23 protein-coding genes and 6 pseudogenes are annotated in these 22,228 nt (G+C 63.6%); 12 read left to right on the forward strand and 17 right to left on the reverse strand.

Annotated features, from left to right (window positions below):
• Positions 1-86: 86 nt before the first annotated feature.
• The 6 genes from H9L15_RS08335 to H9L15_RS17415 all read left to right on the forward strand — a co-directional run bounded on the left by H9L15_RS08335 (position 87) and on the right by H9L15_RS17415 (position 6,183).
• Positions 87-2,360: a TonB-dependent receptor gene (locus tag H9L15_RS08335; RefSeq protein WP_223276108.1), complete on the forward strand. Its 2,274-nt coding sequence runs from the start codon at positions 87-89 to the stop codon at positions 2,358-2,360.
• Positions 2,361-2,681: 321 nt separating this feature from the next.
• On the forward strand, positions 2,682-2,789 hold the full coding sequence (locus tag H9L15_RS19570; RefSeq protein WP_317617467.1) for a DUF1611 domain-containing protein: 108 nt from the start codon (positions 2,682-2,684) through the stop codon (positions 2,787-2,789).
• Between the two features lie 67 nt (positions 2,790-2,856).
• Positions 2,857-3,441: an NAD-dependent epimerase/dehydratase family protein gene (locus H9L15_RS19575; RefSeq protein ID WP_317617637.1), complete on the forward strand. Its 585-nt coding sequence runs from the start codon at positions 2,857-2,859 to the stop codon at positions 3,439-3,441.
• Positions 3,442-3,619: 178 nt separating this feature from the next.
• Positions 3,620-4,576, forward strand: a complete 957-nt coding sequence (locus H9L15_RS08345) for a hypothetical protein (RefSeq protein WP_317617468.1) — start codon at positions 3,620-3,622, stop codon at positions 4,574-4,576.
• Positions 4,577-4,591: 15 nt separating this feature from the next.
• On the forward strand, positions 4,592-5,812 hold the full coding sequence (locus H9L15_RS08350) for a serine hydrolase domain-containing protein (RefSeq protein WP_223276109.1): 1,221 nt from the start codon (positions 4,592-4,594) through the stop codon (positions 5,810-5,812).
• A gap of 59 nt (positions 5,813-5,871) precedes the next feature.
• Positions 5,872-6,183, forward strand: coding sequence for a DUF3471 domain-containing protein (locus H9L15_RS17415; protein ID WP_262984972.1), 312 nt, complete (start codon positions 5,872-5,874; stop codon positions 6,181-6,183).
• A gap of 1 nt (position 6,184) precedes the next feature.
• On the opposite strand, the pseudogene pgmG reads toward H9L15_RS17415, so the two are convergent.
• Positions 6,185-7,565 (reverse strand): annotated as a pseudogene (gene pgmG, locus H9L15_RS08355) (phosphoglucomutase/phosphomannomutase PgmG).
• 104 nt (positions 7,566-7,669) lie between these two features.
• Positions 7,670-8,458 (reverse strand): division plane positioning ATPase MipZ, encoded by a 789-nt coding sequence (locus H9L15_RS08360; RefSeq protein ID WP_187713775.1) that lies wholly within the window; start codon positions 8,456-8,458, stop codon positions 7,670-7,672.
• An 80-nt stretch (positions 8,459-8,538) separates the two neighbouring features.
• Here H9L15_RS08360 and panC point away from each other — a divergent pair.
• Positions 8,539-9,380 (forward strand): annotated as a pseudogene (gene panC, locus H9L15_RS08365) (pantoate--beta-alanine ligase).
• 78 nt (positions 9,381-9,458) lie between these two features.
• Positions 9,459-9,756, forward strand: a pseudogene (locus H9L15_RS17420) (hypothetical protein).
• 72 nt (positions 9,757-9,828) lie between these two features.
• Here H9L15_RS17420 and H9L15_RS08370 read toward each other — a convergent pair.
• The 4 genes from H9L15_RS08370 to H9L15_RS08385 form a co-directional block, all read right to left on the reverse strand.
• Positions 9,829-10,158, reverse strand: a complete 330-nt coding sequence (locus H9L15_RS08370) for an OmpA family protein (RefSeq protein ID WP_187713777.1) — start codon at positions 10,156-10,158, stop codon at positions 9,829-9,831.
• A 165-nt stretch (positions 10,159-10,323) separates the two neighbouring features.
• Positions 10,324-10,809 (reverse strand): hypothetical protein, encoded by a 486-nt coding sequence (locus H9L15_RS08375; RefSeq protein WP_398285966.1) that lies wholly within the window; start codon positions 10,807-10,809, stop codon positions 10,324-10,326.
• 160 nt (positions 10,810-10,969) lie between these two features.
• Positions 10,970-11,626 (reverse strand): hypothetical protein, encoded by a 657-nt coding sequence (locus tag H9L15_RS08380; protein ID WP_187713778.1) that lies wholly within the window; start codon positions 11,624-11,626, stop codon positions 10,970-10,972.
• Entirely contained in the window at positions 11,626-12,081 is a 456-nt protein-coding gene (locus H9L15_RS08385; RefSeq protein ID WP_187713779.1) for a YbgC/FadM family acyl-CoA thioesterase, read from the reverse strand. Before H9L15_RS08385 ends, H9L15_RS08380 begins: the two co-directional genes overlap by 1 nt.
• A gap of 106 nt (positions 12,082-12,187) precedes the next feature.
• Between H9L15_RS08385 and H9L15_RS08390 the strand changes: the two genes are divergently transcribed.
• On the forward strand, positions 12,188-12,634 hold the full coding sequence (locus H9L15_RS08390; protein WP_187713780.1) for a hypothetical protein: 447 nt from the start codon (positions 12,188-12,190) through the stop codon (positions 12,632-12,634).
• The gene (locus H9L15_RS08395; protein WP_187713781.1) at positions 12,627-12,833 is read left to right on the forward strand and encodes a helix-turn-helix transcriptional regulator; all 207 of its coding nucleotides are present in this window, start codon (positions 12,627-12,629) and stop codon (positions 12,831-12,833) included. Before H9L15_RS08390 ends, H9L15_RS08395 begins: the two co-directional genes overlap by 8 nt.
• Positions 12,834-12,851: 18 nt before the next feature.
• On the opposite strand, the gene H9L15_RS08400 is transcribed toward H9L15_RS08395, so the two are convergent.
• The 3 genes and pseudogenes from H9L15_RS08400 to ruvB form a co-directional block, all read right to left on the reverse strand.
• Positions 12,852-13,532 carry a DUF3089 domain-containing protein gene (locus H9L15_RS08400; protein ID WP_187713782.1) on the reverse strand — a complete coding sequence of 227 codons (681 nt, stop codon included), beginning with the start codon at positions 13,530-13,532 and terminating at the stop codon, positions 12,852-12,854.
• On the reverse strand, positions 13,454-13,876 hold the full coding sequence (locus H9L15_RS20330) for a DUF3089 domain-containing protein (protein ID WP_398286920.1): 423 nt from the start codon (positions 13,874-13,876) through the stop codon (positions 13,454-13,456). The genes H9L15_RS08400 and H9L15_RS20330 overlap by 79 nt, the downstream gene beginning before the upstream one ends.
• 95 nt (positions 13,877-13,971) lie before the next feature.
• A pseudogene (ruvB, locus tag H9L15_RS08410) lies at positions 13,972-14,993 on the reverse strand (Holliday junction branch migration DNA helicase RuvB); the annotation flags it as partial.
• A 9-nt stretch (positions 14,994-15,002) separates the two neighbouring features.
• Here ruvB and H9L15_RS08415 point away from each other — a divergent pair.
• Positions 15,003-16,190 (forward strand): dipeptidase, encoded by a 1,188-nt coding sequence (locus tag H9L15_RS08415; RefSeq protein ID WP_187713784.1) that lies wholly within the window; start codon positions 15,003-15,005, stop codon positions 16,188-16,190.
• Between the two features lie 64 nt (positions 16,191-16,254).
• On the opposite strand, the gene H9L15_RS08420 is transcribed toward H9L15_RS08415, so the two are convergent.
• From H9L15_RS08420 to H9L15_RS08440, 5 genes and pseudogenes are all read right to left on the reverse strand, one after another.
• On the reverse strand, positions 16,255-16,830 hold the full coding sequence (locus H9L15_RS08420) for a L,D-transpeptidase family protein (RefSeq protein ID WP_223276110.1): 576 nt from the start codon (positions 16,828-16,830) through the stop codon (positions 16,255-16,257).
• On the reverse strand, positions 16,827-17,420 hold the full coding sequence (gene ruvA / locus H9L15_RS08425) for a Holliday junction branch migration protein RuvA (RefSeq protein ID WP_187713785.1): 594 nt from the start codon (positions 17,418-17,420) through the stop codon (positions 16,827-16,829). The genes H9L15_RS08420 and ruvA overlap by 4 nt, the downstream gene beginning before the upstream one ends.
• Positions 17,421-17,432: 12 nt before the next feature.
• Entirely contained in the window at positions 17,433-17,921 is a 489-nt protein-coding gene (ruvC, locus tag H9L15_RS08430; RefSeq protein WP_187713786.1) for a crossover junction endodeoxyribonuclease RuvC, read from the reverse strand.
• Positions 17,914-18,656 (reverse strand): annotated as a pseudogene (locus tag H9L15_RS08435) (YebC/PmpR family DNA-binding transcriptional regulator). Before H9L15_RS08435 ends, ruvC begins: the two are co-directional and overlap by 8 nt.
• Positions 18,657-18,709: 53 nt before the next feature.
• Positions 18,710-18,952 (reverse strand): DUF2312 domain-containing protein, encoded by a 243-nt coding sequence (locus tag H9L15_RS08440; protein WP_187713787.1) that lies wholly within the window; start codon positions 18,950-18,952, stop codon positions 18,710-18,712.
• A gap of 112 nt (positions 18,953-19,064) precedes the next feature.
• Between H9L15_RS08440 and pyk the strand changes: the two are divergent.
• Positions 19,065-20,531: pseudogene (pyk, locus tag H9L15_RS08445) on the forward strand (pyruvate kinase).
• Here the strand turns inward: pyk and H9L15_RS08450 are convergent.
• Genes H9L15_RS08450 through H9L15_RS18785 form a run of 3 tightly spaced genes read right to left on the reverse strand, consistent with a single transcriptional unit; the run spans position 20,532 to position 22,158 of the window.
• Positions 20,532-21,401, reverse strand: a complete 870-nt coding sequence (locus H9L15_RS08450; RefSeq protein ID WP_187713788.1) for an NAD(P)H-hydrate dehydratase — start codon at positions 21,399-21,401, stop codon at positions 20,532-20,534.
• Positions 21,398-21,787 (reverse strand): histidine phosphatase family protein, encoded by a 390-nt coding sequence (locus H9L15_RS18780; RefSeq protein ID WP_398286922.1) that lies wholly within the window; start codon positions 21,785-21,787, stop codon positions 21,398-21,400. Before H9L15_RS18780 ends, H9L15_RS08450 begins: the two co-directional genes overlap by 4 nt.
• The gene (locus tag H9L15_RS18785) at positions 21,682-22,158 is read right to left on the reverse strand and encodes a histidine phosphatase family protein (protein ID WP_262984751.1); all 477 of its coding nucleotides are present in this window, start codon (positions 22,156-22,158) and stop codon (positions 21,682-21,684) included. The genes H9L15_RS18780 and H9L15_RS18785 overlap by 106 nt, the downstream gene beginning before the upstream one ends.
• Positions 22,159-22,228: the final 70 nt, after the last annotated feature.

Genomic DNA, 22,228 nt, shown 5'->3' on the forward strand with positions numbered 1-22,228 from the left:
GGGGAATGACGATGAAAAGGCTCGGACACACTTCACGAATTGCACTGTTGGGCTCAGTCGCGGTTGTTTGCGCAGCAACGCCGTCGGTGGCTTTGGCACAGGACGCTCCCGCCGCTGCGCCGGAGGCAGCAGCACCGGCTCCGGAACCGCAGGGCGACGAGATCATCATCACTGCGCAGAAGCGCTCGGAAGCGATCCTCGACATTCCGCAGTCCGTGACAGTTGTCGGAGGCGACACGCTTGAGCGGCAACACTCCGTCACCTTCTCCGACTATTTGAGCCAGGTTCCCGGCCTTAGCCTTGAGCAAAGTGAGCCTGGCGTCGGTCGCCTGGTCCTTCGCGGTGTCAACACCGGCGGCGTTAGCTCGACCGTTGCGATCTATGTCGACGAAACGCCGTTCGGATCGAGCACGGGTCTCGTCAACGGCGCGATCCTCGCGGGCGACTTCGACACGTTCGACGTTTCGCGCATCGAGGTGCTGCGCGGGCCACAGGGTACGCTTTACGGCGCGAGCTCGCTGGGCGGTGTCTTGAAGTTCGTGACCAATGCGCCGGAGTTCGACGCATTCCATGCTCGCGGCCGCGCCGGCCTGGAGTTCGTCGATGGCGGCGGCACCGGCTACAATTTCAGCGGAATGGTCAATGCGCCGCTGGGTGACGTCGCCGCAGTTCGCGCGTCGGGATTCTATCGCAAGAACGCCGGCTGGATCGACGGTAATGGCTCCGACGCGACGTTTTTCGGCGTCGACTCGCTCGGCGGAAAGGACATCAACAAGGGCGAGAGTTACGGTGGCCGCGCCTCGGTGCTGTTCAAGCCGACATCGGAGCTTTCGATCCGGTTGACCGGCATCACCCAGCGCATTCAATCGGACGCCTCCAGCGACTCCGAGGTCGACCAGGTCAATTACAACCCGATCGGCGGGAAGCTTCGCCAGAGCCGGTGGTTCAAGGATCCCAACGAGCTCAAGTATCGGGTGCTAAACGGCGTCGTCGAATATGACTTCGGTTTCGCCTCGCTGCTGTCGTCGACCAGCTTCAGCAAGCAGGATCAGACCTTCAATATCGACGCAGTACCAATTCTTGGAACCGCACTTAATGTCCTCGTCGGGGCGCTGGTACCTGGCCAGGTCATCGGTCCGTTCCAGGATCAGCAGACCGACCTCAAGAAGTTCACGCAGGAAGTCCGCCTGGCTTCCCCGTCGAGTAACAAGTTCGAGTGGATGATCGGTGCCTACTACACGCACGAAAAGGGCAAGATCGACCAGTTCATCGGCTCGGTCGATCTGCTGACAGGGCAGTCTTTCGGGATCCCGCTGCTCGACGATCTGGCCACCGCGCGGATCGATTCCAAATATAAGGAAGTCGCAGGTTTCGCGAACGTGACCTGGCACGCGACCGACCAGTTCGACATCACCGCCGGCGCGCGTCTTGCGAAGAACGATCAATCTGCGCATCAGGTTACGGCAAGCGCGCTGGGCCTGGTCGGCGCGTCGGACTTCGTCACCAAGTCAGACGAAAGCGTGTTCACCTACGCCATCTCGCCGCGATACGAGATCAATGACCGCATGGCTGTCTACGCTCGAATCGCGAAGGGCTATCGACCCGGCGGCCCGAACGTCGTTGCGCCTCCGGTCCCGCCGGGCGTTCCGCGGACCTATTCGTCGGATACGCTGACCAGTTACGAGATCGGTCTGAAGAACAATCTCGGGCACGGGGCCTCGTTCGACATCGCCGCCTACCACCTCAAGTGGAAAGACATTCAGCTGTTCAGTGTGGTCAGCGGCGTTGGCGTGAACGTCAACGGCGGAACCGCGGCTAGCAACGGCATCGAGGCCTCGCTCCTGCTGAAGCCGGTTCCGGGAATGACGCTGGGCGTGAACGGCGCGTGGATCGATGCGCACCTGACCGAGGATACGCCTCCGCTCGCCGGCGGGTTCGACGGTGACCGGCTGCCTTACGTTCCAAAGGTCAGCTTCAGCGTGAACACCGACTACGAATGGAAGCTGTCCGGTTCGGCAACGGCCTTTGTCGGCGGCACGATCGCCTACACCGGTAGCCAGCGCGACAACTTCAACATCTCCGACATCGTCGGAGTGAATCCGGACGGAAGCTTCATCTTCGCGTTCACGCCGCAGCGGCACATCAGCGATTATGCGACGATCGACTTGCGAGCGGGGATCGAGATCGACCGCTTCACGATCGAGGCCTACGTCAAGAACCTCACCAATTCGGAAGGCGTGAACTCGCTGGCATTGCTGGAGGATCAGCTGATCGGAAACAATGTGTTGCCGGGCAACGCGATCCGCGCGGCGTTGACCCGTCCGCGGACCATCGGACTCTCCCTCACGGCAGGGTTCTAAAGGCGCGATGATCCAGGCGATGGGAACAGCGTCGGCGAGCTTGCGGGCCGGGAAGGAGGGGGAGACCTCCCGGCTCGCATTACCGCAGCCGTACCTGCTTTTCCTGGGAGACACGGTCGAAGCGGGCTTTGCGAAGACGGCATTCGGACTTCGCGACTGGGCGCCGGATTTGTGCGTTGGCGAATTCGCATTGCCGTCGGCGCGGATCGATCTCGGCCTGCCCAAGCTTTCGCCGGCCGAAGCGGCCGACCGGGGCGCACGCTCCTTGGTCATTGGCGTCGCGAACTCCGGGGGTTCATCGCTGAGTCCTGGGTTCCGGCCTTGGTCGAGGCACTGGAGGCCGGGCTGGATATCGTCAGCGGGATGCATTCGAAGCTGATCCAGGTCCCGGAACTTCGCTACGGGCTGAACGGCTCGGCCGGCAGCTGATCGACATCCGAACGCCCCTGCGAACCTGCCAATTGCAACTGGGCTGAAGCGAAGCGGGAAGCGACTGCTGACGGTCGGCACCGACTGTGCGCTTGGCAAGAAATACACCGCACTATCCATTGCGCGCGGGTTTGCTGGTCGTGGCGTCGATGTTGATTTCAGAGCGACCGGCCAGACGGGAATCATGATCTCAGGAGGCGGAATCCCAATGGATGCCGTCGTATCCGATTTTGCCGCCGGCGCCGCCGAAGTGCTCAGCCCGGCTGCGGACCCGGGCCATTGGGACGTGATCGAAGGGCAGGGCTCGATCCTGCATCCCGCGTACGCAGGTGTTTCCCTAGCCCTGCTTCATGGGAGCCAGCCGGACGTTTTCGTAGTCTGTCATGACCCTGGCCGCACCCGGCTTCTTGGCGATGAGGAGTTCGCGGTACCAAGCGTTGAAGAGATCATCGATCTGACGACGCACCTCGGATCGCGGACGAACCCCAGGATCCGTTGCGGCGGTGTGTCATTGAATACATCGGCGCTTGGTTCGGAAGAGGCTGCCGGTCACTGCGCCGCAGAGTCCGCGCGGCTGGGGCTTCCGGTTTGCGATCCCATCCGTGGCGGCGAGGCGTTCGACGCCCTCATCGAGGAGTGCCTGCGCTCATGAGTTCGGCCGCGGCGCCGGATTCTGAGCACAGCTGGTTCAAGCGAATCCTACTGCCGGGGCTTGGACTCAAGGCTTTCGTCATTGGCGGGGGTATGCGACGGGTCGCGAGCTGGCGGAATTCTTCCTGCCATCCGGCCCGCGCGGCGGCCTGCTGGCGATCGGCTTCGCGACCGTAGTGATGAGCCTCCTATCCATAGTGACCTTCGTCGTCGCGAGGCGGCTACAGGCATTTGATTACCGGACATTCTTCAAGCGGCTGCTCGGCCCCGGATGGATTGCCTTCGAGCTCGCCTACCTGCTGCTCGTGATCCTGATCCTCGCCGTCTACGGCGCCGCGGCAGGAGCGATCGTGGCTGCCGTGTTCGGTGCTCCCGAATGGGTAGGAACCGTCGCTTTGATGCTCGGCATCGCCAGCGTGGTGACCTTCGGCAATACGGCGGTCGAGCGCCTGTTCCGTGACGTCTCCTACCTGCTGTACGGCGTGTACGTGCTGTTCATCATCCTGGCGCTTTATGCGTTCGGTCACCTGATCGGCCCTGCCTTTTCCGCGCATCCGGAAACCAGCGGATGGGCGATGAACGGCCTGACTTACGCCAGCTACAACACGGTCGGCGCGGTCATCATCCTGCCGGTCCTTCGTCACCTCGTTACCGATCGCGACGCCGTCATCTCCGGACTGATCGCCGGCCCTTTGACGATGCTTCCGGCGCTCTTGTTCTTCATTCCGATGGTGGCCTTCTACCCCGCCATCAAGGACGCGCCTTTGCCGTCCGATTTCCTCCTTCAGCAGATGGGAATGCCGTGGTTCCACCTGCTGTTCCAGGCGATGATTTTCGCCGCTTTGCTCGAAAGCGGGACAAGCGCGGTGCATGCCGTCAACGAGCGCATCGATGGCGCATGGGAAGCGCGCAAGGGCGTACCTCTGACGCATCGGGCCCGGCTCGTCATCGGCCTCGCCTTGCTAGCGCTTTGCATGTTCGCGGCTGGCCGCTTCGGTTTGGTCGCGCTGATCGCGAACGGATACCGGGCGCTCGCCTACATTTTCCTCGGCGTCTTCGTTCTCCCACTGCTGACCATCGGCGTTTGGAAGATCTACCGCAACGAACGGGCGGACGAGCCGGCACTCGAGGTTTGATTGAAGGGGATTGAAATGAAGCCACGTGTCGCGTTGCGCGGGTTGTTCGCAGCAGCGTCCTTGCTTGCGCTGGGAGCCTCGGCGGATGCCGCTCCCCCGGCCGGCTTCGAGCAGCGGGTCGAGCAGCTTCGCAAGGACATTGGCGTTCCCGGTGTCAGCATCGCGATCGTCGAGGACGGGAAAGTCACGCTGGCGCACGGATGGGGCGTTCGCGACATCTCGACCAACACACCCGTCGATGCCGACACGATCTTCTTTACCGGGTCGACCGGCAAGGCGTTCACCAATGCGGCGCTGGCAACGCTGGTGGATGAAGGGAAGATCGGCTGGGACGACAAGGTCATCGATCACATGCCGGATTTCCGGATGTACGATCCGTGGGTCACGCGGGAAATGACCATCCGCGACCTGCTCGTTCATCGTAGCGGCCTCGGCCTCGGGCAGGGCGACCTGCTGTTCCTTCCGAATAGCACGCTTTCGCGCAAGGAAACCGTCCGGCGGATCCGCTACCTCAAGCCCGCGACCAGCTTTCGCAGCGGCTATGCCTACGACAACATCCTCTACATGGCGGCCGGCCAGCTGATCGAGGAGGTTAGCGGGAAGACGTGGGAGCGCTACATCCACGATCATGTCTTCGGCCCGCTGGGCATGAAGAATTCGACGGACACCGACAGGGACTTCCAGGCAAACCCGAACCACGCGCGACCGCACAGCCGCAACGATGGCCCGATTCACGGCATGGGCACGCAGGCTCCGCTCGATGAGAATGCGACGATCTCGCAGAACGCAGCACCGGCGGGCGGTCTCGCAATCAGCGCCAATGACATGAGCCGGTGGCTGCTGACCCAACTCGCACGCGGCAAGATTCCGGGCAGCGACAAGCGCCTGTTCTCGCAGGAACAATCGGAGCAGATGTGGACGGGCGTGGTGATTACCCCGGTGCCGCAATATCCGGCCGAGTTCGCGGCCGCTCAGCCTCACTACGATCTCTACGCCTTGGGCTGGGCCTGTCCGATTATCGCGGCGCGCAGGTTGTCGGGCACGATGGTGCCGTGTTCGGGTCGCAGGCGACTGTCGCCCTGCTACCGGGGAAGAATGTCGGGATCTTCATTGCCGCCAACAGCGAGGACGGCGAGATTATCCGGGGCCTGCTATTCGAGCTGCTCGACCATTATCTCGGCTACCCCCAGGCTCAGTGGCCCGAGAAGTGGCGCGCGTTCAAGCTGGCACGGCTGAATGCGGCGGCGAAGGCGGTCCAAGCCGCCGAAGCGAAGCCTGCCAGGATCGGTCCGTCGCTGCCGCTCGCGAACTACGTCGGAGACTTCACCGACCCCTGGTACGGCACGATCAAGGTGCGCCAGGCCGGCAAGACTCTCGCCATCGAATTCCCGCACTCGACGGGAATGGAGGGGCCGTTGACGCACTACCAATACGACACGTTCAAGATGAACCCGAAGCTCGACTGGGTCGAACCGGCGTATGTCACGTTCGCGATTGGCGCCGACGGCAAGGTCGACCGCGTGACGATGAAGGCCGTTTCACCGCGTGCAGACTTCAGCTGGGACTATCACGACCTGCTGTTCACGCCCGAGTCGGCCGGGAAATAGCCTAGTGGCCGTCGCCCTCGGTCCGCTCGACGCCTGACTGCGCAAGCTGATCGTCGATCTGGGCGAGGAGGCGGTCCAGCCCTTCCTGATCGCGAGCTTCGGCCCGCGCGACCAACACGTCCTGCGTGTTCGACGCACGGAGGAGCCACCAGCCATCGTCCGTCTTCACGCGTGCACCATCCGTCGAATTGACCTCGGACCCGTTGGCCGAGACGCGCTGAAGCACTTCGGAGACGACGGCGAACTTGCGGCTTTCGTCGACCGGGAAGCGCATTTCCGGGGTGACGATGGACTTGGGCATCGCGTCCATGATCTCGGTCAGCGACCTGCCGGACTGAGCGATCGCCTCGATCAGGCGGACGGCGGCGTAGAGCGCGTCGTCGAAGCCGTACCAGCGGTGCTTGAAAAAGATGTGACCGCTCATCTCACCCGCGAGCGGAGCGCCGGTCTCCTTCATCTTCGACTTGATGAGGCTGTGACCCGTTTTCCACATCAAAGGCGTACCGCCGATCGACGCGACATGGTCGAACAGGATCTGGCTAGCCTTCACGTCGGCGATAATTGTTGCGCCCGGCTGCTCCTTGAGCACGGGTTCGGCCAGGATCATCAGCAGCTGATCGCCCCAGACGACGCGGCCTTTGCCGTCGACGGCACCGATGCGGTCGGCGTCGCCGTCGAAAGCGATGCCGAAGTCGAGGTTCTTTGCCGCAACCAAGGCCTTGAGATCGGCGAGATTGGCTTCGACCGTCGGGTCGGGGTGATGGTTAGGAAAGCGGCCGTCGACCTCGGTATGGATCGTGAAATGCTCGCCGGGCAGCTTCTGGATCAGCTTCTCCAGCGTAGGACCTCCGGCGCCATTTCCGGCGTCCCAGCCAATCCGGAACGACCCGCCTTGAAAGCCCTGGACCAAGCGATCGACGTAGCTGTCGAGGATGTCGACCTGATCGACATGCCCAAGGCCGTCGGTCCAGTCGCCGTCGGCAGCCCGACGGCCGATCTTCTGGATTTCGTCGCCGAAGACCGAGCGGCCGTTCAGCAACATCTTGAAGCCGTTGTAGTCGGACGGATTGTGGCTTCCGGTGACCTGGATGCCGCCCTGCACGCTCAGCGTCGACACGGCGTAATAGAGCATCGGGCTTGGTCCGACGCCAATGTTGTCGACGTTGATCCCGCCTTCGATCAGGCCCTGATGAGTTCGGCCTGCAGAATCGGGAATGCGTGCGTCCGTCGCGGCCGACCGCCAGGCGGGTCGCACCTTCGTCAGTGGCCAAGGCGGCAAACGTCCGGCCCAGCGCGTAAGCGTCAGCCTCGTTAAGCGTCTTTCCGACGATTCCGCGAATGTCGTATTCGCGAAGGATGGTGCGATCGAAGGTATGGGTCATGGAACTCACTGATTTGATTACCTGCTTGTCATTGCGAGGAGCGCAGCGACGAAGCAATCCAGGAAAGCGAGTGTGGATTGCTTCGTTGCGTCCGCAATGACGAACTAGGCGACTTTTTGTTCGATTTCGCTAACGTCCGGAATGCCGAGACCCGCGATCATCTCGCGCAACTCCTGCCGTGCGGTGATGTGGCCGATGCCGACTTCGCCTAGATGCTCATAGTCGAGCAGGGTCAGGCCCTTCGGAAAGAGCTCACGATAGATCACGCGCTCGCCGAGACCTGGAATGACGCGGAAGCCGACGCGGCGGGCCAGTTCGTCCAGCGCAGCGCCCACGCGCCGGAGGTTATGGCTCTCGATATGTTGGAGGCGATTGCGCAGAACCACCCAGTCCACGCTCTTGCCGGTGTTCTTGGCGCGCTGGGTTCGGCTGTTCCAGATCAGCTCCGCGTAAAAGCTCGGCCGCGTGATCTTGAAGTTCTCCGGGTGGACCTGGCCGATGAGGTCGAGGTCGACGAAGCTGTCGTTCATCGGCGTGACCAGAGTGTCCGCCTTGAGGATGGCGGCGCGAGCGATCGGATCGTCGCGGCCCGGCGTATCGACAACGACGACGTCGACGTCCTCGCTAAGCTCTCGCAGGGCCAGATCTAGGCCTTCGACGCTGTCGCCTTCGAATACGCGATAGCGTGCCTGGGGCAGCCTCACGTCGAGCCGCCGCATTGTGGCGTCGCGGTTCTCGAGATAGCGGGTCATGGTGCGCTGACGGCTGTCGAGGTCGAGCGCTCCGACATTGTGACCCGTCGCTGCGAGGGCGATTGCGGTGTGAACGGCGGTCGTCGACTTGCCGGTACCGCCTTTTTCATTGGCGAAGACGATGAAATGTGGCTGGGCCATGATCCCCACCCCCTTGCACTTTTCCCACGCGGCTCCAAGAACCGCGCCCCGGTTAACGGTTTACCGAAGGGTCTGAATCCTTGCAAATAATCCGTGAAGCAAATCAGCTGCCGGCAGCCCTTATCGCCTTGAGGGCCGGGGAAAGAGTCTTGCGCTGGTCCCGACCATGGGGGCGCTCCATGCCGGGCACCTGACGCTCATCACTGAGGCAAGGCGCGTTGCCGACCGCGTTGCCGCGACGATTTTCGTTAATCCGCTCCAGTTCGCCGCGAACGAGGACCTCGACCGCTATCCTCGACAGGAGGAGAAGGATGCGGCGCTGCTGGAGGCCGCCGGTTGCGACCTGCTGTGGCTGCCGCGGCCCGGCGAAATCTACCCGGCGGGCTTTTCGACAACCGTCAGTGTAAAGGGCGTGAGCGAGCGCTGGGAGGGCGAAGCGCGGCCGGGCCATTTCGATGGCGTCGCGACAGTGGTGGCCAAGTTGCTCTGCGCGGTGGGGCCGGACGTCGCCTTGTTCGGCGAGAAGGACTTTCAGCAGCTCGCCGTCATCCGGCGCATGAACCGGGACTTGCAGCTGGGGATCGAGATCCTTGGCGTTCCGACGGTCCGCGATGATGACGGCTTGGCTCTCTCGTCGCGCAACGCGTACCTTTCGCCGGATGAGCGGCAGCGGGCCCTGGCGTTGCCTTGGGCTCTTAACGCGGCGGCGAAGCGAATTCTGGACGGTGAAGACGTCGGTGCGGTCCTTGTCGAGGCACGCGAAGAACTGCTCACCGCAGGCTTTTCGCGTGTCGATTATTTCGCTTTGGTCAATGCGTTATCGCTGGAACCACTCGACCGCGCCGGGGGTCCGATGCGTCTGATTGCAGCAGCCACGATCGGCCGCACGCGCCTGATCGACAACATCGCCGTGGGGGTGTGACTTTGGCGTCACGACGCCGTTAACCATTTGTTTGCCATCCCGGTCCGAAAGTCGCCTCATCCAAGGGGGAGACTTCAAGTGGGTGCAGTTAGCCAGAAGAGTGCGGAGTTCCTGATCCGTAGCCGCCTCGCCGATGCCGATCGTGGCAACGTCGATGCATTGTTCGAACTTGGCGTGACCTATTCGACCGGCCGTGGGGCATCGAGGTCGACCTTATCGAAGCACACAAGTGGTTCAATCTCGCCGCGCTCAATGGTTGCACTCGGGGCAGCAGTGCCGCGCGGAGATCGCGATCGAAATGACCGCTCGCGAAATTGCCGAAGCCCAGCGTCAGGCACGCGCCTGGCTCGGCTCGCACCAGCGTTACGCCGCCTAACGATATCCCGGTTGCGGCTGCGGAATGGGTTGCGGCTGCATCCAGGGCTGAACCGGCTGCGGGGCGGCTGCTTCAGGACCAGGACCACGCGGCTGTTCTGCAACCATGTGGCATCGTGGACCGCATCGCCGGTCGGTCGTTCCCGGCCCCAACTGACAATCTGGAGTTGTTCGGCGGGACGCCTGAAGCGATCAGATAATTCCGGACTGCGGCTGCGCGCCGCTCACCAAGCGCCAAAGCATAGTCGCGGGTTTGCCGGACGTCGGCGTGACCCTCGATGCTGGCATTCACAAACGGATGCTGGATCAACCACTGCGCCTGAGCCGTCAGTGTCGCCTGCGATTGCGGCGTGAGCACATAGGTGTCGCGGCCAAACCGAACGGTGTCCGAGCCAGCCTTCATCCTCAAATCTTGCTCCAACACGGGATGGCCAACACAGGGCCCGCGGGATAGCCGGGGCCCGGCTGCGGATATCCCTGCTGCGGGCAGGCGGATACGGATAGGGCTGATATCCCTGGGCCGAAGCCACGCTCGGGAAGAGAGCCGAGCACAAAAGCAACGCACGCATCATTGGACCACTCCCGACCAGCTCGGGTCCGCCGCAGCTTGCGGCGTGGCGACCGCCTTTGGCTCTCCTCCGGCGGTCGATACCATCTGCAGCGAGCCTATCCCGGAGCCCTGCAGCGTGCGCTGGAACATCACCCATTCGCTGTCGGGCGACCAGGTTGGCGCCTCATCCTGCCAGCCGTTGGTGAGAATCTTCTCGTCGCCGCCGCTCGCGTTCATGATCCCTATATTGATGTTGGCGCCGGTCCAGCGGGCGAAAGCGATGCGCTCCCCGTCGGGGCTCCAGACCGGCGAGGAGTTCGATCCGCCGCCGAAGCTCAGCCTGCGCTGGCCCGACCCGTCCGAGTTCATCACATAAACCTGCTGCGTGCCTGAGCGGTCGCTTTCGAAGACGATCTGCCGTCCGTCGGGCGAAAAGCTCGGCGAGGTATCGATTCCCGGCGTAGTGGTCAGCCGTCGCGGCATCCCGCCGTTCGCATCGGCCACGTAGACGTCGCTGTTGCCGTCGACGGCGATTGAAAAGACGATTTGCCTGCCGTCCGGCGAATAGCGGGGGCAAAGCTCATTGCACCGGACTGTACGAGCGGACGATCGTTGCCGCCATCCGCGTCTGTGATGCGCACGTTGGGCATCCCACCGGCGAAGCTCATGTAAACGACATGCTCTCCGTCCGGGACAAGCGCGGGCTGGTAACCGTGACTTCGCCCTGGGTCAGGTAGCTGTGATCGGTGCCGTCCCAATTCATCACGGCAATGCGCTTGACCGGCTTCGTCCGCGATCCCGTCGCTGCGACGTAAGCGATACGGCTGTCGAATAGCCCAGGCCGGTTGGTGACGGCGGTGTAGAACGCGCCGGCGCAGCGGTGCGCGGCACGCTTCCACTCTGTGGCAGCCACGGCAAATCCCTTGCGGGTCATCTCGCGGCGGGACTTCAGGTCGTAAAGGTAGCAGACGACGTTGATACGGCCGTCGTCACGTGCCTGCACGTAGCCGGTGACCAAAGCACCCGCGCCGATGCCTGCCCAGTTCGGGTACAGTGGGGCGCCCGCCTCCGTCGGCGTGTAGTGCCGCAGGCCGTCGGGACCCATTGGATAGATCGCCCGGGTGGTCCGCAGGTCGGATGCGATTTGCTGCGAAATCTGAATGCCGATGACGCCGGTCTCGCCGCCGTCGGTCTTCACGTTCTTCGGTGTGGGAAACTGCGGGACCGCAAGGACGATCTGCCCACCGGACTGCGCTTGCGCGGCGCTGGTCGGCCCCAAGGCAGCGGCAGCGAGCAGGAATGTCGAACTCAATAAACGCATCACATCCCGGTCGTTATTCTGTTGAACCGCTCGACCCAGTCGCGCGGCTGGCGTTGCGGCCGGCCATCGCGGTCGAGGTAGGCGGCTGTCACCCTCGCATCCGTCAATTGTTCCGTTCCGCGGATGACTCGCTGCTGAATGTCGACCGAGGCGGCGCGAACCGCTTCGACCGTGCTGACAACGACCAGATCGTCGCCAAGCCGCGCGGGCTTGCGATATTTGATGGCGACCTCGGTGACGAAATAGGCGCTTCCGTCTCCTCTGAGTGCGGCCGCCTGGTCGACGCCGACGGCACGGATCATGTCCGACCGTGCCCGCTCCATGAACTTCAGGTAGTTTGCGTAGTAGACGACGCCGGCCGTGTCCGTGTCTTCGAAATAGACCGTCAGCGCGAAGTGATGCTCCGGTCCGACGAAACCGCCGCGATAGGGGATATCGAGCTCTGTAATGCTCATGCCATTCGCCTAACGGTGCAGGCCGCTCGGGGCAAATGCGGGGGTTGACGATCGTGTAACGCTAAGGTTACATGTAACTCATAGGTTACTTCAACAGGGCAGTGCAGTGGCGGAGACCAGCAATCAGATCGCCGAGAGGCTTAGCGGAAAGCGGGCGCGAGTCCTTTTCGTGCTCACAATCGTCTTCCTCTCGCAGCAGGCGTCATACTTTTCGAGCCGTCACGACGCAGCCAGCGCCGTCGGTCATTTCAAGATCGCTGCATGGCTGGTGCTTTCCATCGTCCTTTTGGCGATGCTTGCCACGGGCGGCGCATGGTTGCGGTCGGCGGAAGTCCGTGCACTGCTGAATGACGAGACGACGCGCGAGCATCGGAAGACCGGCTTCGTCAACGGCTTTTGGGCGGCCTGCGTGACGGCGATCGTCATCTACGCGGTCGACCTCTTCGAGCCGGTGTCTGGCCGGGACACCGTGCACATCATTCTCACGATGGCTATCGCGGTTGCCATGCTCACGTTCGCCCGGCTGGAGCGGCACGCGCTTCGGGATGCCTGAACGGCTCGCCAACAGCCTTAAGGATCATCGCGGCCAACTCGGATTGACCCAGGCCGAGCTGGCGGAGCGCGTCGGCGTGACTCGCAAGACCATCAACACCGTCGAAAACGGCGTGTTCACGCCATCGGCGCTACTGGCGATCAAACTCGCCGAAGCGCTCAGCGTGCCTGTTGAGAAACTGTTCTGGATCGAGCGCTGAGGTCGCCGACAATACGGATCATGTCCCCTTGCGCCTCTGCGACGTCGGCGAGGTGCATGCCCCATCCGGGATGAACATGCCCAGCACGCCCACCTCGCCGTAGACTCGATCGGTGCGCTTGCCGTTCGGCGTCGGATTGGTCCGGATCGAGAGGTAGCCGAGCTGGCCGTTATTGACGCAGCGCGCCGAGACCAGGCCGTCGGTGCGCACGAATTGCGTCGGCGGCGCTCCGTCGGACGACCAGCTGATGGGCCCGCCCGGGATCGGAAGTCCGAACCGGGTGTTCCAGTAACTGTCCAGGTTTTCCCAAGCCGTCGAGCCGGGCTTTGCGGGGTTGGTGCAGGCGACGGTCATGCCGGGAGCCGGAGCGAACCCGAAAATCGCGCCGGCGGGCGGTACGTTCTTCTCGCGGAAGCTGACCCAGCTGAGGGCACAGCCGGTTTCCGAAGGCGAGCTGCAGACGGGCGTCGACTTGAAGGTGCCGCCAACCCGCTTCCCCTGCGGAACGTAGAGATTGAAACCCGGAAGGATGGCAAGACGCATCTGACGCGTGATCGGCTTGCCCTCGATCTCGTGCTTGATCAGTTCCTGGAGCATCAGCGACCCCTGGCTGTGTCCGATCAGCACGAAGGGCCGGCCCTGGTTGTACTTGGCGAGATAGGTACGCCAGGCATTGGAGACGTCCGAATAGGCCAGCATGGCTGGCTTCGTGACATCCGCTCCGGCAGCGGCCGCGGCGACTGCCCCAGAGTCATCTGGCGGTAGATGGGAGCAAAGGTGCGGCACACTCCGGCGAAGCGCGCGAATTGCACTTGCGCTGCGCTGCGCTCGCTATTGTCGACATTGAGGTCGCTGTTGAGACCACGGTCATTCGACACCGTGGGATAGACGTAGAAGCAGTCGAGCCGCGGGTCTTTGGCCACCTCGCTTTGGCCGACCGAGCCATAGCCGTTGGCGTTGAGGGCCGTGGTTGGCAGCGGCGTCGAGCAGGTGTCGGCTCGGCCAGGGAGGCAAAGCCAGTTCGTTCCGCTCGAATAGTCCACGGTTGCGGAAGGGCGGTTTGCGCCGAAGCGGGGTCGTCGCCACAAAGGCGGCGGCTGTCAGCAATGCGGTGCGGATCACTTGGGGCAGCTCCCGGATCGAACAGGCCGGCTTGTGCGCCGGCGGGTGGGTTGAGGCCAAGGTGGGTGTAGCCGCGGCCATTCAAGCAGCGCCCCCGTGCCGTACGGGCGATGAGGCCAAGCTGAATGAGGTAGGGCTCGATCACATCCTCAATCGTGTCGCGCGGCTCGGAGAGGCCCGCCGCGAGCGTTTCCACGCCAACCGGCCCGCCGCCGTAGAGATCGGCGATCATCGTCAGGTAACGGCGATCCATCGCGTCGAGGCCGAGCGCATCGATCTCGAGCCGTGACAGAGCCTTGTCGGCAACGCCGGCATCGATCGAATCCGCACCCACGGCATGGGCAAAGTCCCGCACGCGGCGGAGCAAGCGGCCGGCGATGCGCGGAGTTCCCCGGACCGGCGCGCGACCTCGCGGGCACCGTCGTCGGTGATGCCGACGATGAGCAGGCGCGCGGCGCGGCGGATGACGTGCTCCAATTCTTCGACGGTGTAGAAGTTGAGGCGGACGGGGATGCCGAAGCGATCACGAAGCGGCGTCGTCAGAAGGCCCTGTCGTGTCGTCGCTCCAACCAGCGTGAACCGCGGAAGGTCGATGCGCACCGATCGCGCCGAAGGCCCTTCGCCGATCATCAGGTCGAGAGCGCGGTCCTCCATCGCCGGATAGAGCACTTCCTCGACTGCCGGATTGAGCCGGTGGATTTCGTCGATGAACAGGACGTCGCCGTCCTCCAGGTTGGTCAGCAGTGCGGCGAGGTCTCCGGACTTCGCGATGACCGGCCCCGAGGTTGCCCGGAATCCGACGCCCATCTCCCGCGCCAGGATGCCGGCGAGGGTGGTTTTGCCCAGGCCCGGCGGCCCGTGGAACAGCACGTGATCAAGCGCCTCCCCCCGGCTCTTCGCGGCATTGACGAACACGCGCAGGTTTTCGCGGGCCGCCTGCTGCCCGATGAACTCGTCGAGGCTCTTCGGCCGAAGCGCTGCGTCCGCATCCTCGGTCGTGCGCTCAGGCGTCGTGATTCGGGCTGGATCGGTTGCCATCTCGGCAATTTGATTCGCAGATGGACGGGCTGCCGACAAGGCGCTTACTGTCGCTTCCGACACAAGCTTGCGGGGGAATATGCAGGTCGATCGACGGACTTTGCTCGCGACGGGCGCAGCGGCATTGGTCGCGGGCCAGCACTTGCGCAAAAGCGCTCGGCCAGCAGCTGGTACGACCGCGCGATCATCATCGACGGGCTGGGCGGAATTGGCGATCCCTATGGACCCGAAGAGCAGCTCCGCCTGACCGACCGCGCCTGGAAGGAAATGCTCGCAACCGGCGTGACCGTCGTCCGCGATACTGTGATGCCGGTCGGCAACGTCGCGGACCCGTGGTCCGACTATCAGAAGGACATTTCCACCAAGCAGGACATCGTCAACGCCAACCCCGATCGCCTGATCCTGATCCGCAGCGCCGCCGACATCCTGAAGGCCAAGCGCGAAGGCAAGTTTGGCATGCTCATCGGCACGCAGGACACCTCAATGGTCGGGCCGGAGCTGGATCGGCTGGCGCAGATGAAGAAGGACGGCGTGATGACCGTCCAGCTGACCTACAACAACCGCAACCTGTCCGGCGACGGCTCTCTCGAACCGGCCAATGCTGGCCTGTCGAAGCTCGGCAAGGCGACGATCGAGCGGATCGAGGCGGAGAAATTGCTGCTCGACCTCAGTCATGGAGGCGCGCGGACGATGGCGGAAGCGGCGGCGCTGGCGAAGCGGCCGCTGGTCATCAGCCACACTGCCTCACGCGCCCTGACCGACCACCCGCGCAATACGGCGGACGAGACGATCAAGGCGGTTGCCGACAAGGGCGGGGTTGTCGGCGTCTATTTCATGCCCTTCCTGACGCTCGACAGCCATCCGAAGGGCGACGACCTGCTCCGGCATATCGAGCATGTCGCAAACGTCGCCGGTGAGGATCACGTCGGCATCGGCACCGACAATGGTCCGCTGCCGCAAGTGATCGACGCGGAATCGACCAAGAAGCTGAACGAATGGGCGGCTGCGCGGATCAAGGCCGGCATCGCGGCCCCGGTGAAGGGCTCAACGTCTGGCCGATGGTTGCCGACTACAACAGCATCGACCGATATCGCCGCGTCGCGATGGACCTGCAGAAGCGGGGTGGAGCGAGACCCGGCTGGAGAAGCTGATGGGTGGCAATTTCCTGCGCGTTTATCGCGAGGCCTGGGCGGCTGACCTTCACAGGATGCGATCGACGGCCTCGCAGGCTGTCCGCAGCGGCATGAGCCGGTTCTGCTCGTCATGCGCGAATCTCCACCGGCGTTCCATCCGCGACTGCTCCGTAGAGCCAGTCCATTTCGCGGTTGGTCACGGCAACACACCCGTCGGTCCAATCGACAGCCGCGTGGCGCGCGCCGATCCAGCCGCGATCGTTGGGAAGCCCGTGGATCATGATGTCGCCACCAGGATTGACACCCCGGCGCGCGGCAGCGGCGACTTGCTCGGGCGTCGGATATCCGATGCGCAGCGATAGGTGGTAGGCGCTGTTCGGGTTGTGCGCTGTAATCCGGTAGGCGCCCTCCGGGACGCGCCCATCGCCCTGCTGTTGCTTCGGCCCAGGATCGCCGCGACCAATTGCGACGCGGAATTCGCGGATTGCGTGACCGTCGCGATAGACGGTCATGAGATGCTCGGACTTGTCGACGCGGATGAGGTCGACGGGTCCATCCGCGGCCTGTTCGCAGCGTGCCGACCGGTAATTCCAGGCCTTGCCGCCATTGAGGCAGGTGTCGATCGCCGAATATTCGGTCGACGTCACCGCGCAGGAACCGAGGGGCAGCGCGAAAAGGATTGCGAGCGGCGCGGACCGCGTCACTTCGACGCTTTGCGAAGCGCAAGGCGCACCAAGGCGTCGAGGCTTGCATCTGGGCCGAGTTCGTCCTGCGCGGCGTTTACCGCCGAGCTTGCTTCCGCCGGCTTGAAACCGAGATTCGCGAGAGCGGACAAGGCGTCGGAGGCGGCGCCTGCCCTTGGGGTCGGCGCGAGCGAAGCGCCCAGACCGGCGACGCCCAGTTTGCCCTGCAGTTCGTTTGCAATGCGGGCGGCGAGTTTCGGACCGACGCCGTTGGCGCGGCCGATCATTGCCTTGTCGCGCTGGCTGACGGCGCGGGCCAGCTCATCCGGCGAGAGAACGGACAGGATCGCCAGTGCTAGCCGTCCGCCAACACCCTGAACCGAGGTGAGTGCGCGGAAGGAATCGCGTTCGACTGCGGAGCCGAAGCCGAACAGGGTCCAGGCGTCTTCGCGAACCTGAAGTTCAGTCAGGATCAGGATCTCTCCGCCGATCGGGCCGAGCGCATCGAGCGTCCTCGCGCTGACGTGAACCAGATATCCCACTCCGCCAACGTCGATGATCGCCGTGTCGGCACTGGTTTCAACGAGCTTTCCGGTGAGGCGGGCGATCATGTCCGCATAGGCTTAAGCGATACGGCGTGCGCTCGCCAAGTGATGGGCATGCGTGATTGCGACCGCGAGCGCGTCGGCGGCGTCCGGGCCGGCGATCTTTGCTCCCGGAAGCAGGCGCGAGACCATCGCGTGGACCTGAACTTTCTCGGCGTTGCCGTTGCCGACCACCGCCTTCTTCACCAGCCGAGCGGCATATTCGGCGACGGGGATACCGCCTCGGGCCGCGGTCATCAGGACGACGCCGCGTGCCTGGCCGAGCTTCAAAGTCGACTGCGGGTTCTTGTTGACGAAGACCTCCTCGACCGCGGCGCCGTCGGGACTGATTTCGGAAATCAGCGTATCCAGCTGGCGCGACAGATCGGCAAGCCGGTCCGGCAGCGGCGCCGTGGAGTCGGTCTTCAACTGCCCGTTGGCGATGTGGGAAAGGCGGTTGCCTTCAGCCTGAATCAGGCCCCAGCCCGTCGTTCCGAGGCCGGGGTCGAGTCCGAGGAGCTTAGGCAAGCTTCTCCAACTCCTCGTCGGGAACGTCGTAATTGCCCCAGACGGTCTGGACGTCGTCGTCCTCTTCGAGCGTATCGATCAGCTTCATGAGGTTGGCGGCGTCGTCGCCGCGAACCTCGACTTCGGTGCCGGGCTTCCAGCCGAGCTTGACCGCTTCCGCTTCACCAAGCGCGCTTTCGAGTGACTTGGCGACTTCGTGAAGCGTATCGACCGATGTCCAGATCTCGTGGCCGTCTTCGTCCGAGCGGACGTCTTCGGCGCCGGCCTCGATCGCCGCTTCAAGCACCTTGTCGGCGTCGCCGGCACCCGCGCCATATTCGATCAGGCCGAGCCGCTCGAACCCATGGCTCACGGAGCCCGAAGCCCCAAGATTGCCGCCGTTCTTCGAAAATGCAGTCCGAACGTTGGTCGCGGTGCGATTGCGATTGTCGCTGAGAGCTTCGACGATGATCGCGACGCCCCGGGGCCGAAGCCCTCGTAGCGGATCTCCTCGTAATTCTCGGCATCTGAGCCTGACGCCTTGTCGATGGAGCGCTGAATATTGTCCTTCGGCATCGACTGCGCCTTGGCCGCAAGGACGGCCGCGCGAAGCCGGGCGTTCATTTCCGGGTCGGGCAGGCCCATCTTGGCCGCGACAGTGATTTCGCGGCTGAGCTTCGAGAACATCGCCGAGCGCTTTTTGTCCTGCGCGCCCTTGCGATGCATGATGTTCTTGAACTTGGAATGTCCTGCCATTTTTACCCCAAGAGTGGTACTTTTCGGGGACCCCGAAAGGTCCCGCCTGTTCCTTACGCGAGACCGAGGGCGGCGCGATAGGTTTCGAGTACCGCGTCCTGTTCTTGCCGCGTGTGCGTTTCCATTCTTCGGAGACGAACGATCATCCGCATGATCTTGGGGTCGTATCCGTTGGACTTGGCTTCGGCGTAGACGTCCTTCACGTCGTCCGCGATGCCCTTCTTTTCTTCCTCAAGCCGTTCAATTCGCTCGATGAATAGCCGCAGCTGATCGGCCGCGACGGTACCTTCCGCCATCTGTCACTTGCCTCCGTTCAGGGATTCGCAGTGGCTGTAAGCGAGCCAAAGCAGTCGCTCAAGCCGGTTGAACGTCGGGCGCGAGGCGTTATTGCCCTCGCCATATGAGAGGATGCCAGTGACCGACCAGCTTCGACCGCGCGCCCGAAAGGTGAAGATCCTTGCGACGCTGGGACCCGCGTCCAGCAAGCCGGAAATGATCAAGAAGCTGATGATCGCCGGGCCGACGCTTTCCGGATCAATATGAGCCACGGCGACCAGAAGTCGAAGGCCAAGCTGGTGGACGCCATCCGCGACCTGGAGAAGGAGCTGAAGCGCCCAACGACGATCGTATTCGATCTTCAGGGGCCAAAGCTTCGCGTCGGCAGCTTCGAGGGCGGCTCCGCTGTTCTCGAGAAGGGGCAGAGATCGTCCTCGACCAGGAGAATAAGCCTGGCAACGCCAAGCGGATGGAGCTCCCGCATCCCGAGCTGTTCGCGGCGATCGGTCCCGGCGACCGCTTGTTGATCGACGACGGCAAGGTGCGGCTGAAGGTGGTCAAATGCGGCGAGACCAGCATCACCGCCGAGGTCGTTGTCGGCGGGACCGTCTCCAACAACAAGGGCGTCAACGTCCCCGACGTCGTCGTCCCGATCCCGGCACTGACGGAGAAGGACAAGTCGGATCTCGAATTCGCGCTGGAGCAGGGCGCCGACTGGATTGCGCTTTCTTTCGTGCAGCGCCCCGAAGACGTCGCCGAGGCGCGCTCGCTGATCGGCGAGAAGGCCAATTTGATGGCCAAGATCGAGAAGCCGGCCGCGATCGACCGTCTGACGGACATCATCGCACTGGCCGACGGCGTCATGGTCGCCCGGGGCGATCTGGGCGTCGAGCTTCCTCCCGAGGACGTTCCGCCGCTGCAGAACCGCATCGTCGCGACGGCTCGTCAGTTCGGTAAGCCCGTCGTCGTCGCGACGCAGATGCTGGAATCGATGATCACTTCGCCGACGCCGACGCGGGCAGAGGTCAGCGACGTTGCAACGGCAATCTATGACGGCACCGACGCGGTGATGCTTTCGGCGGAAAGCGCCGCCGGCAAGTATCCGATCGAGGCGGTGTCGATGATGGATCGCATCGCAACGAGCGTCGAGTCCGACCCGGTTTACTCGTCGCGCATCCACTTTACCGAGACGCGGCTCGAACCGACGATCGCGGACGCCTTGTCCGGTTCGGCGCGCCAGATCGCGGGACGGTCAACGCCAAGGCAATGGTCGTCTTCAGCAAGTCGGGGTCGACGGCCCGCCGCATTGCTCGCGAACGGCCTCCGGTCCCGATCCTGGCGATGAGTCCGTCGCAAACGACCTCCCGCCGCATGGGCTTGATGTGGGGTGTCCACTCCGTCCACTCACGCGATGTGTCGGCGTTCGAGGAAATGGTCGGCAAGGCCAAGCGCATGGCCTTGCGCCATCATCTGGCGACCGGAGGCGATCGCATCGTGATTATGGCCGGCATTCCGTTCGGCACAGCTGGGTCGACCAACGTGTTGCACGTCGTTCGCCTGATCGGTGACGAGTTGGAGCGCCACTCGACGCCGGAATAATCAGCGGGCGAGCAACTCCGGGATTTCGTCCGGGATTTCGCGGGCGAGAAAGCCAATCGGTCCGACCTTTCGCGACAGTACTTCGCCCGCCTCTCCGTGCAGGAGGACGCTCCAAAGCAGAGCGGTGAGGGGATCCGCTCCGCGCGCGAGCAAGCCGCCAACAATGCCCGCCAGCGTGTCGCCACTTCCGGAAACACCGAGTCCCGGCGCGCCGCCTTCGTAGGTCCAGGCCTTGCCGTCCGGGGTGACGACATGGCTGGTCACACCCTTGACGAGAACGATGGCCGCATGGCGTTGGGCTGCCCGAACGCCGCAACCGATGGGGTCGGCTTCGATTTCCTCTTCCTCACATTCGAGAAGGGACGCCAGCTCTCCTGAATGAGGAAGCAGGATGGGTGGCAGGCGGCGCCGGTCCGACTCCACGGCCTTGAGGCTATGCAAAAGCGCAGCGTCCAGAACGACCGCCGCCGAGCTCTCGATCAACGCTTCGGCAAGCGCGGCGCATGTCTGGGCGACTGCCATGCCTGGCCCAGCGACGACGACGTCGACACTGTCGGCTTGCTCGCGAAGCTGGCGCACCGCCCTCCGGGTGAAGCCGCCGTCGCGCGCTTCCGCCAGTCCGACGACCATCGCTTCGGGCATTGCCAGTGAAGTCGGCACTGCAACGCTATCGACTGTGGCCATGCGAAGCTTGCCGGCGCCTGCGCGCATCGCCGCGGTCGCTGTCAGTAGCGCCGCTCCCGCGACCTCGCGGCTGCCGGCCACGACGAGGATGCGACCCTTCGTCTCCTTGTCGCCGTCGACGACGGGAGGCAGCGCAAAGCCCTTGAGGGTCGATCGATTGAGCGGCTTCCCGCGAGCTTGCCTCATCGAGTTCCCGTCATCGCATCCGGCTCGGCGGTTTTGGCGGCGCCTTCCGCTTCGAGCGGAGCGCCGTGATTCCAGACCTCCAATTTCGGAACGCAGACGCCGGTGGCATCCGGCTCGAAGTCGTAGCGGACAATGCCGCAGTTCAGGATTTCAGCCTTCTTGTCGATCGCTAGAATCTCCGGCTCGGTCAGCTCCTCCAGGATGTAGCGCATGCACAGCACGACGACCTGGTGGCAGACGATCAGCACGCGCCGGTCGCAATAGTGCAGGTTGATCGTGTTCATCGCCGAGCGGAGCCGAAGGATGACGTCGGCCCAGCTCTCGCCGCCCGGGGCCGATGGTAGAATTTTCCAAGCTTCGATCGGTGCGCCGCTTCCTCCGGAAATTTGTCGCGAATCCCGAGGCTCGTCAGGCGATCGAAAATCCCGAACTCGCGCTCGCGCAGCCGCTCGTCGATGACAAGCTTCACCGGCCCGCTCATGCCGCCCGCCTTGCAGATTGCTTCGGCGGTCTGCCGCGCTCTCAAATAGGGCGACGTCAGGATGACTTCCGGCCGCTCCGCCGCAGGCAAAGCGGCGAACCAGCGGCCGGTCGCCTCCGCCTGGCTGTGGCCGAGGTTCGATAGTGGAACGTCGACATCCCGCACGTCGATATCGATCTCGTGAAGTCCAGCCTCGTCGGCCGCATCACGAGCAACGTTCCCTTGGCTCTGCCCGTGACGTACCAGCCAAAGCGCTTCGGGCCAATTCTGACGCATCCGCATCTCCTGACGGCATTAAGCACGAAGCGCTGCTAGGTTCCTGCGAGCCATTGCGGCAAGCGCCAGG

Origin of the sequence: Sphingomonas daechungensis (assembly GCF_014489495.1) — a bacterium.
Taxonomy (GTDB): domain Bacteria; phylum Pseudomonadota; class Alphaproteobacteria; order Sphingomonadales; family Sphingomonadaceae; genus Sphingomicrobium; species Sphingomicrobium daechungense.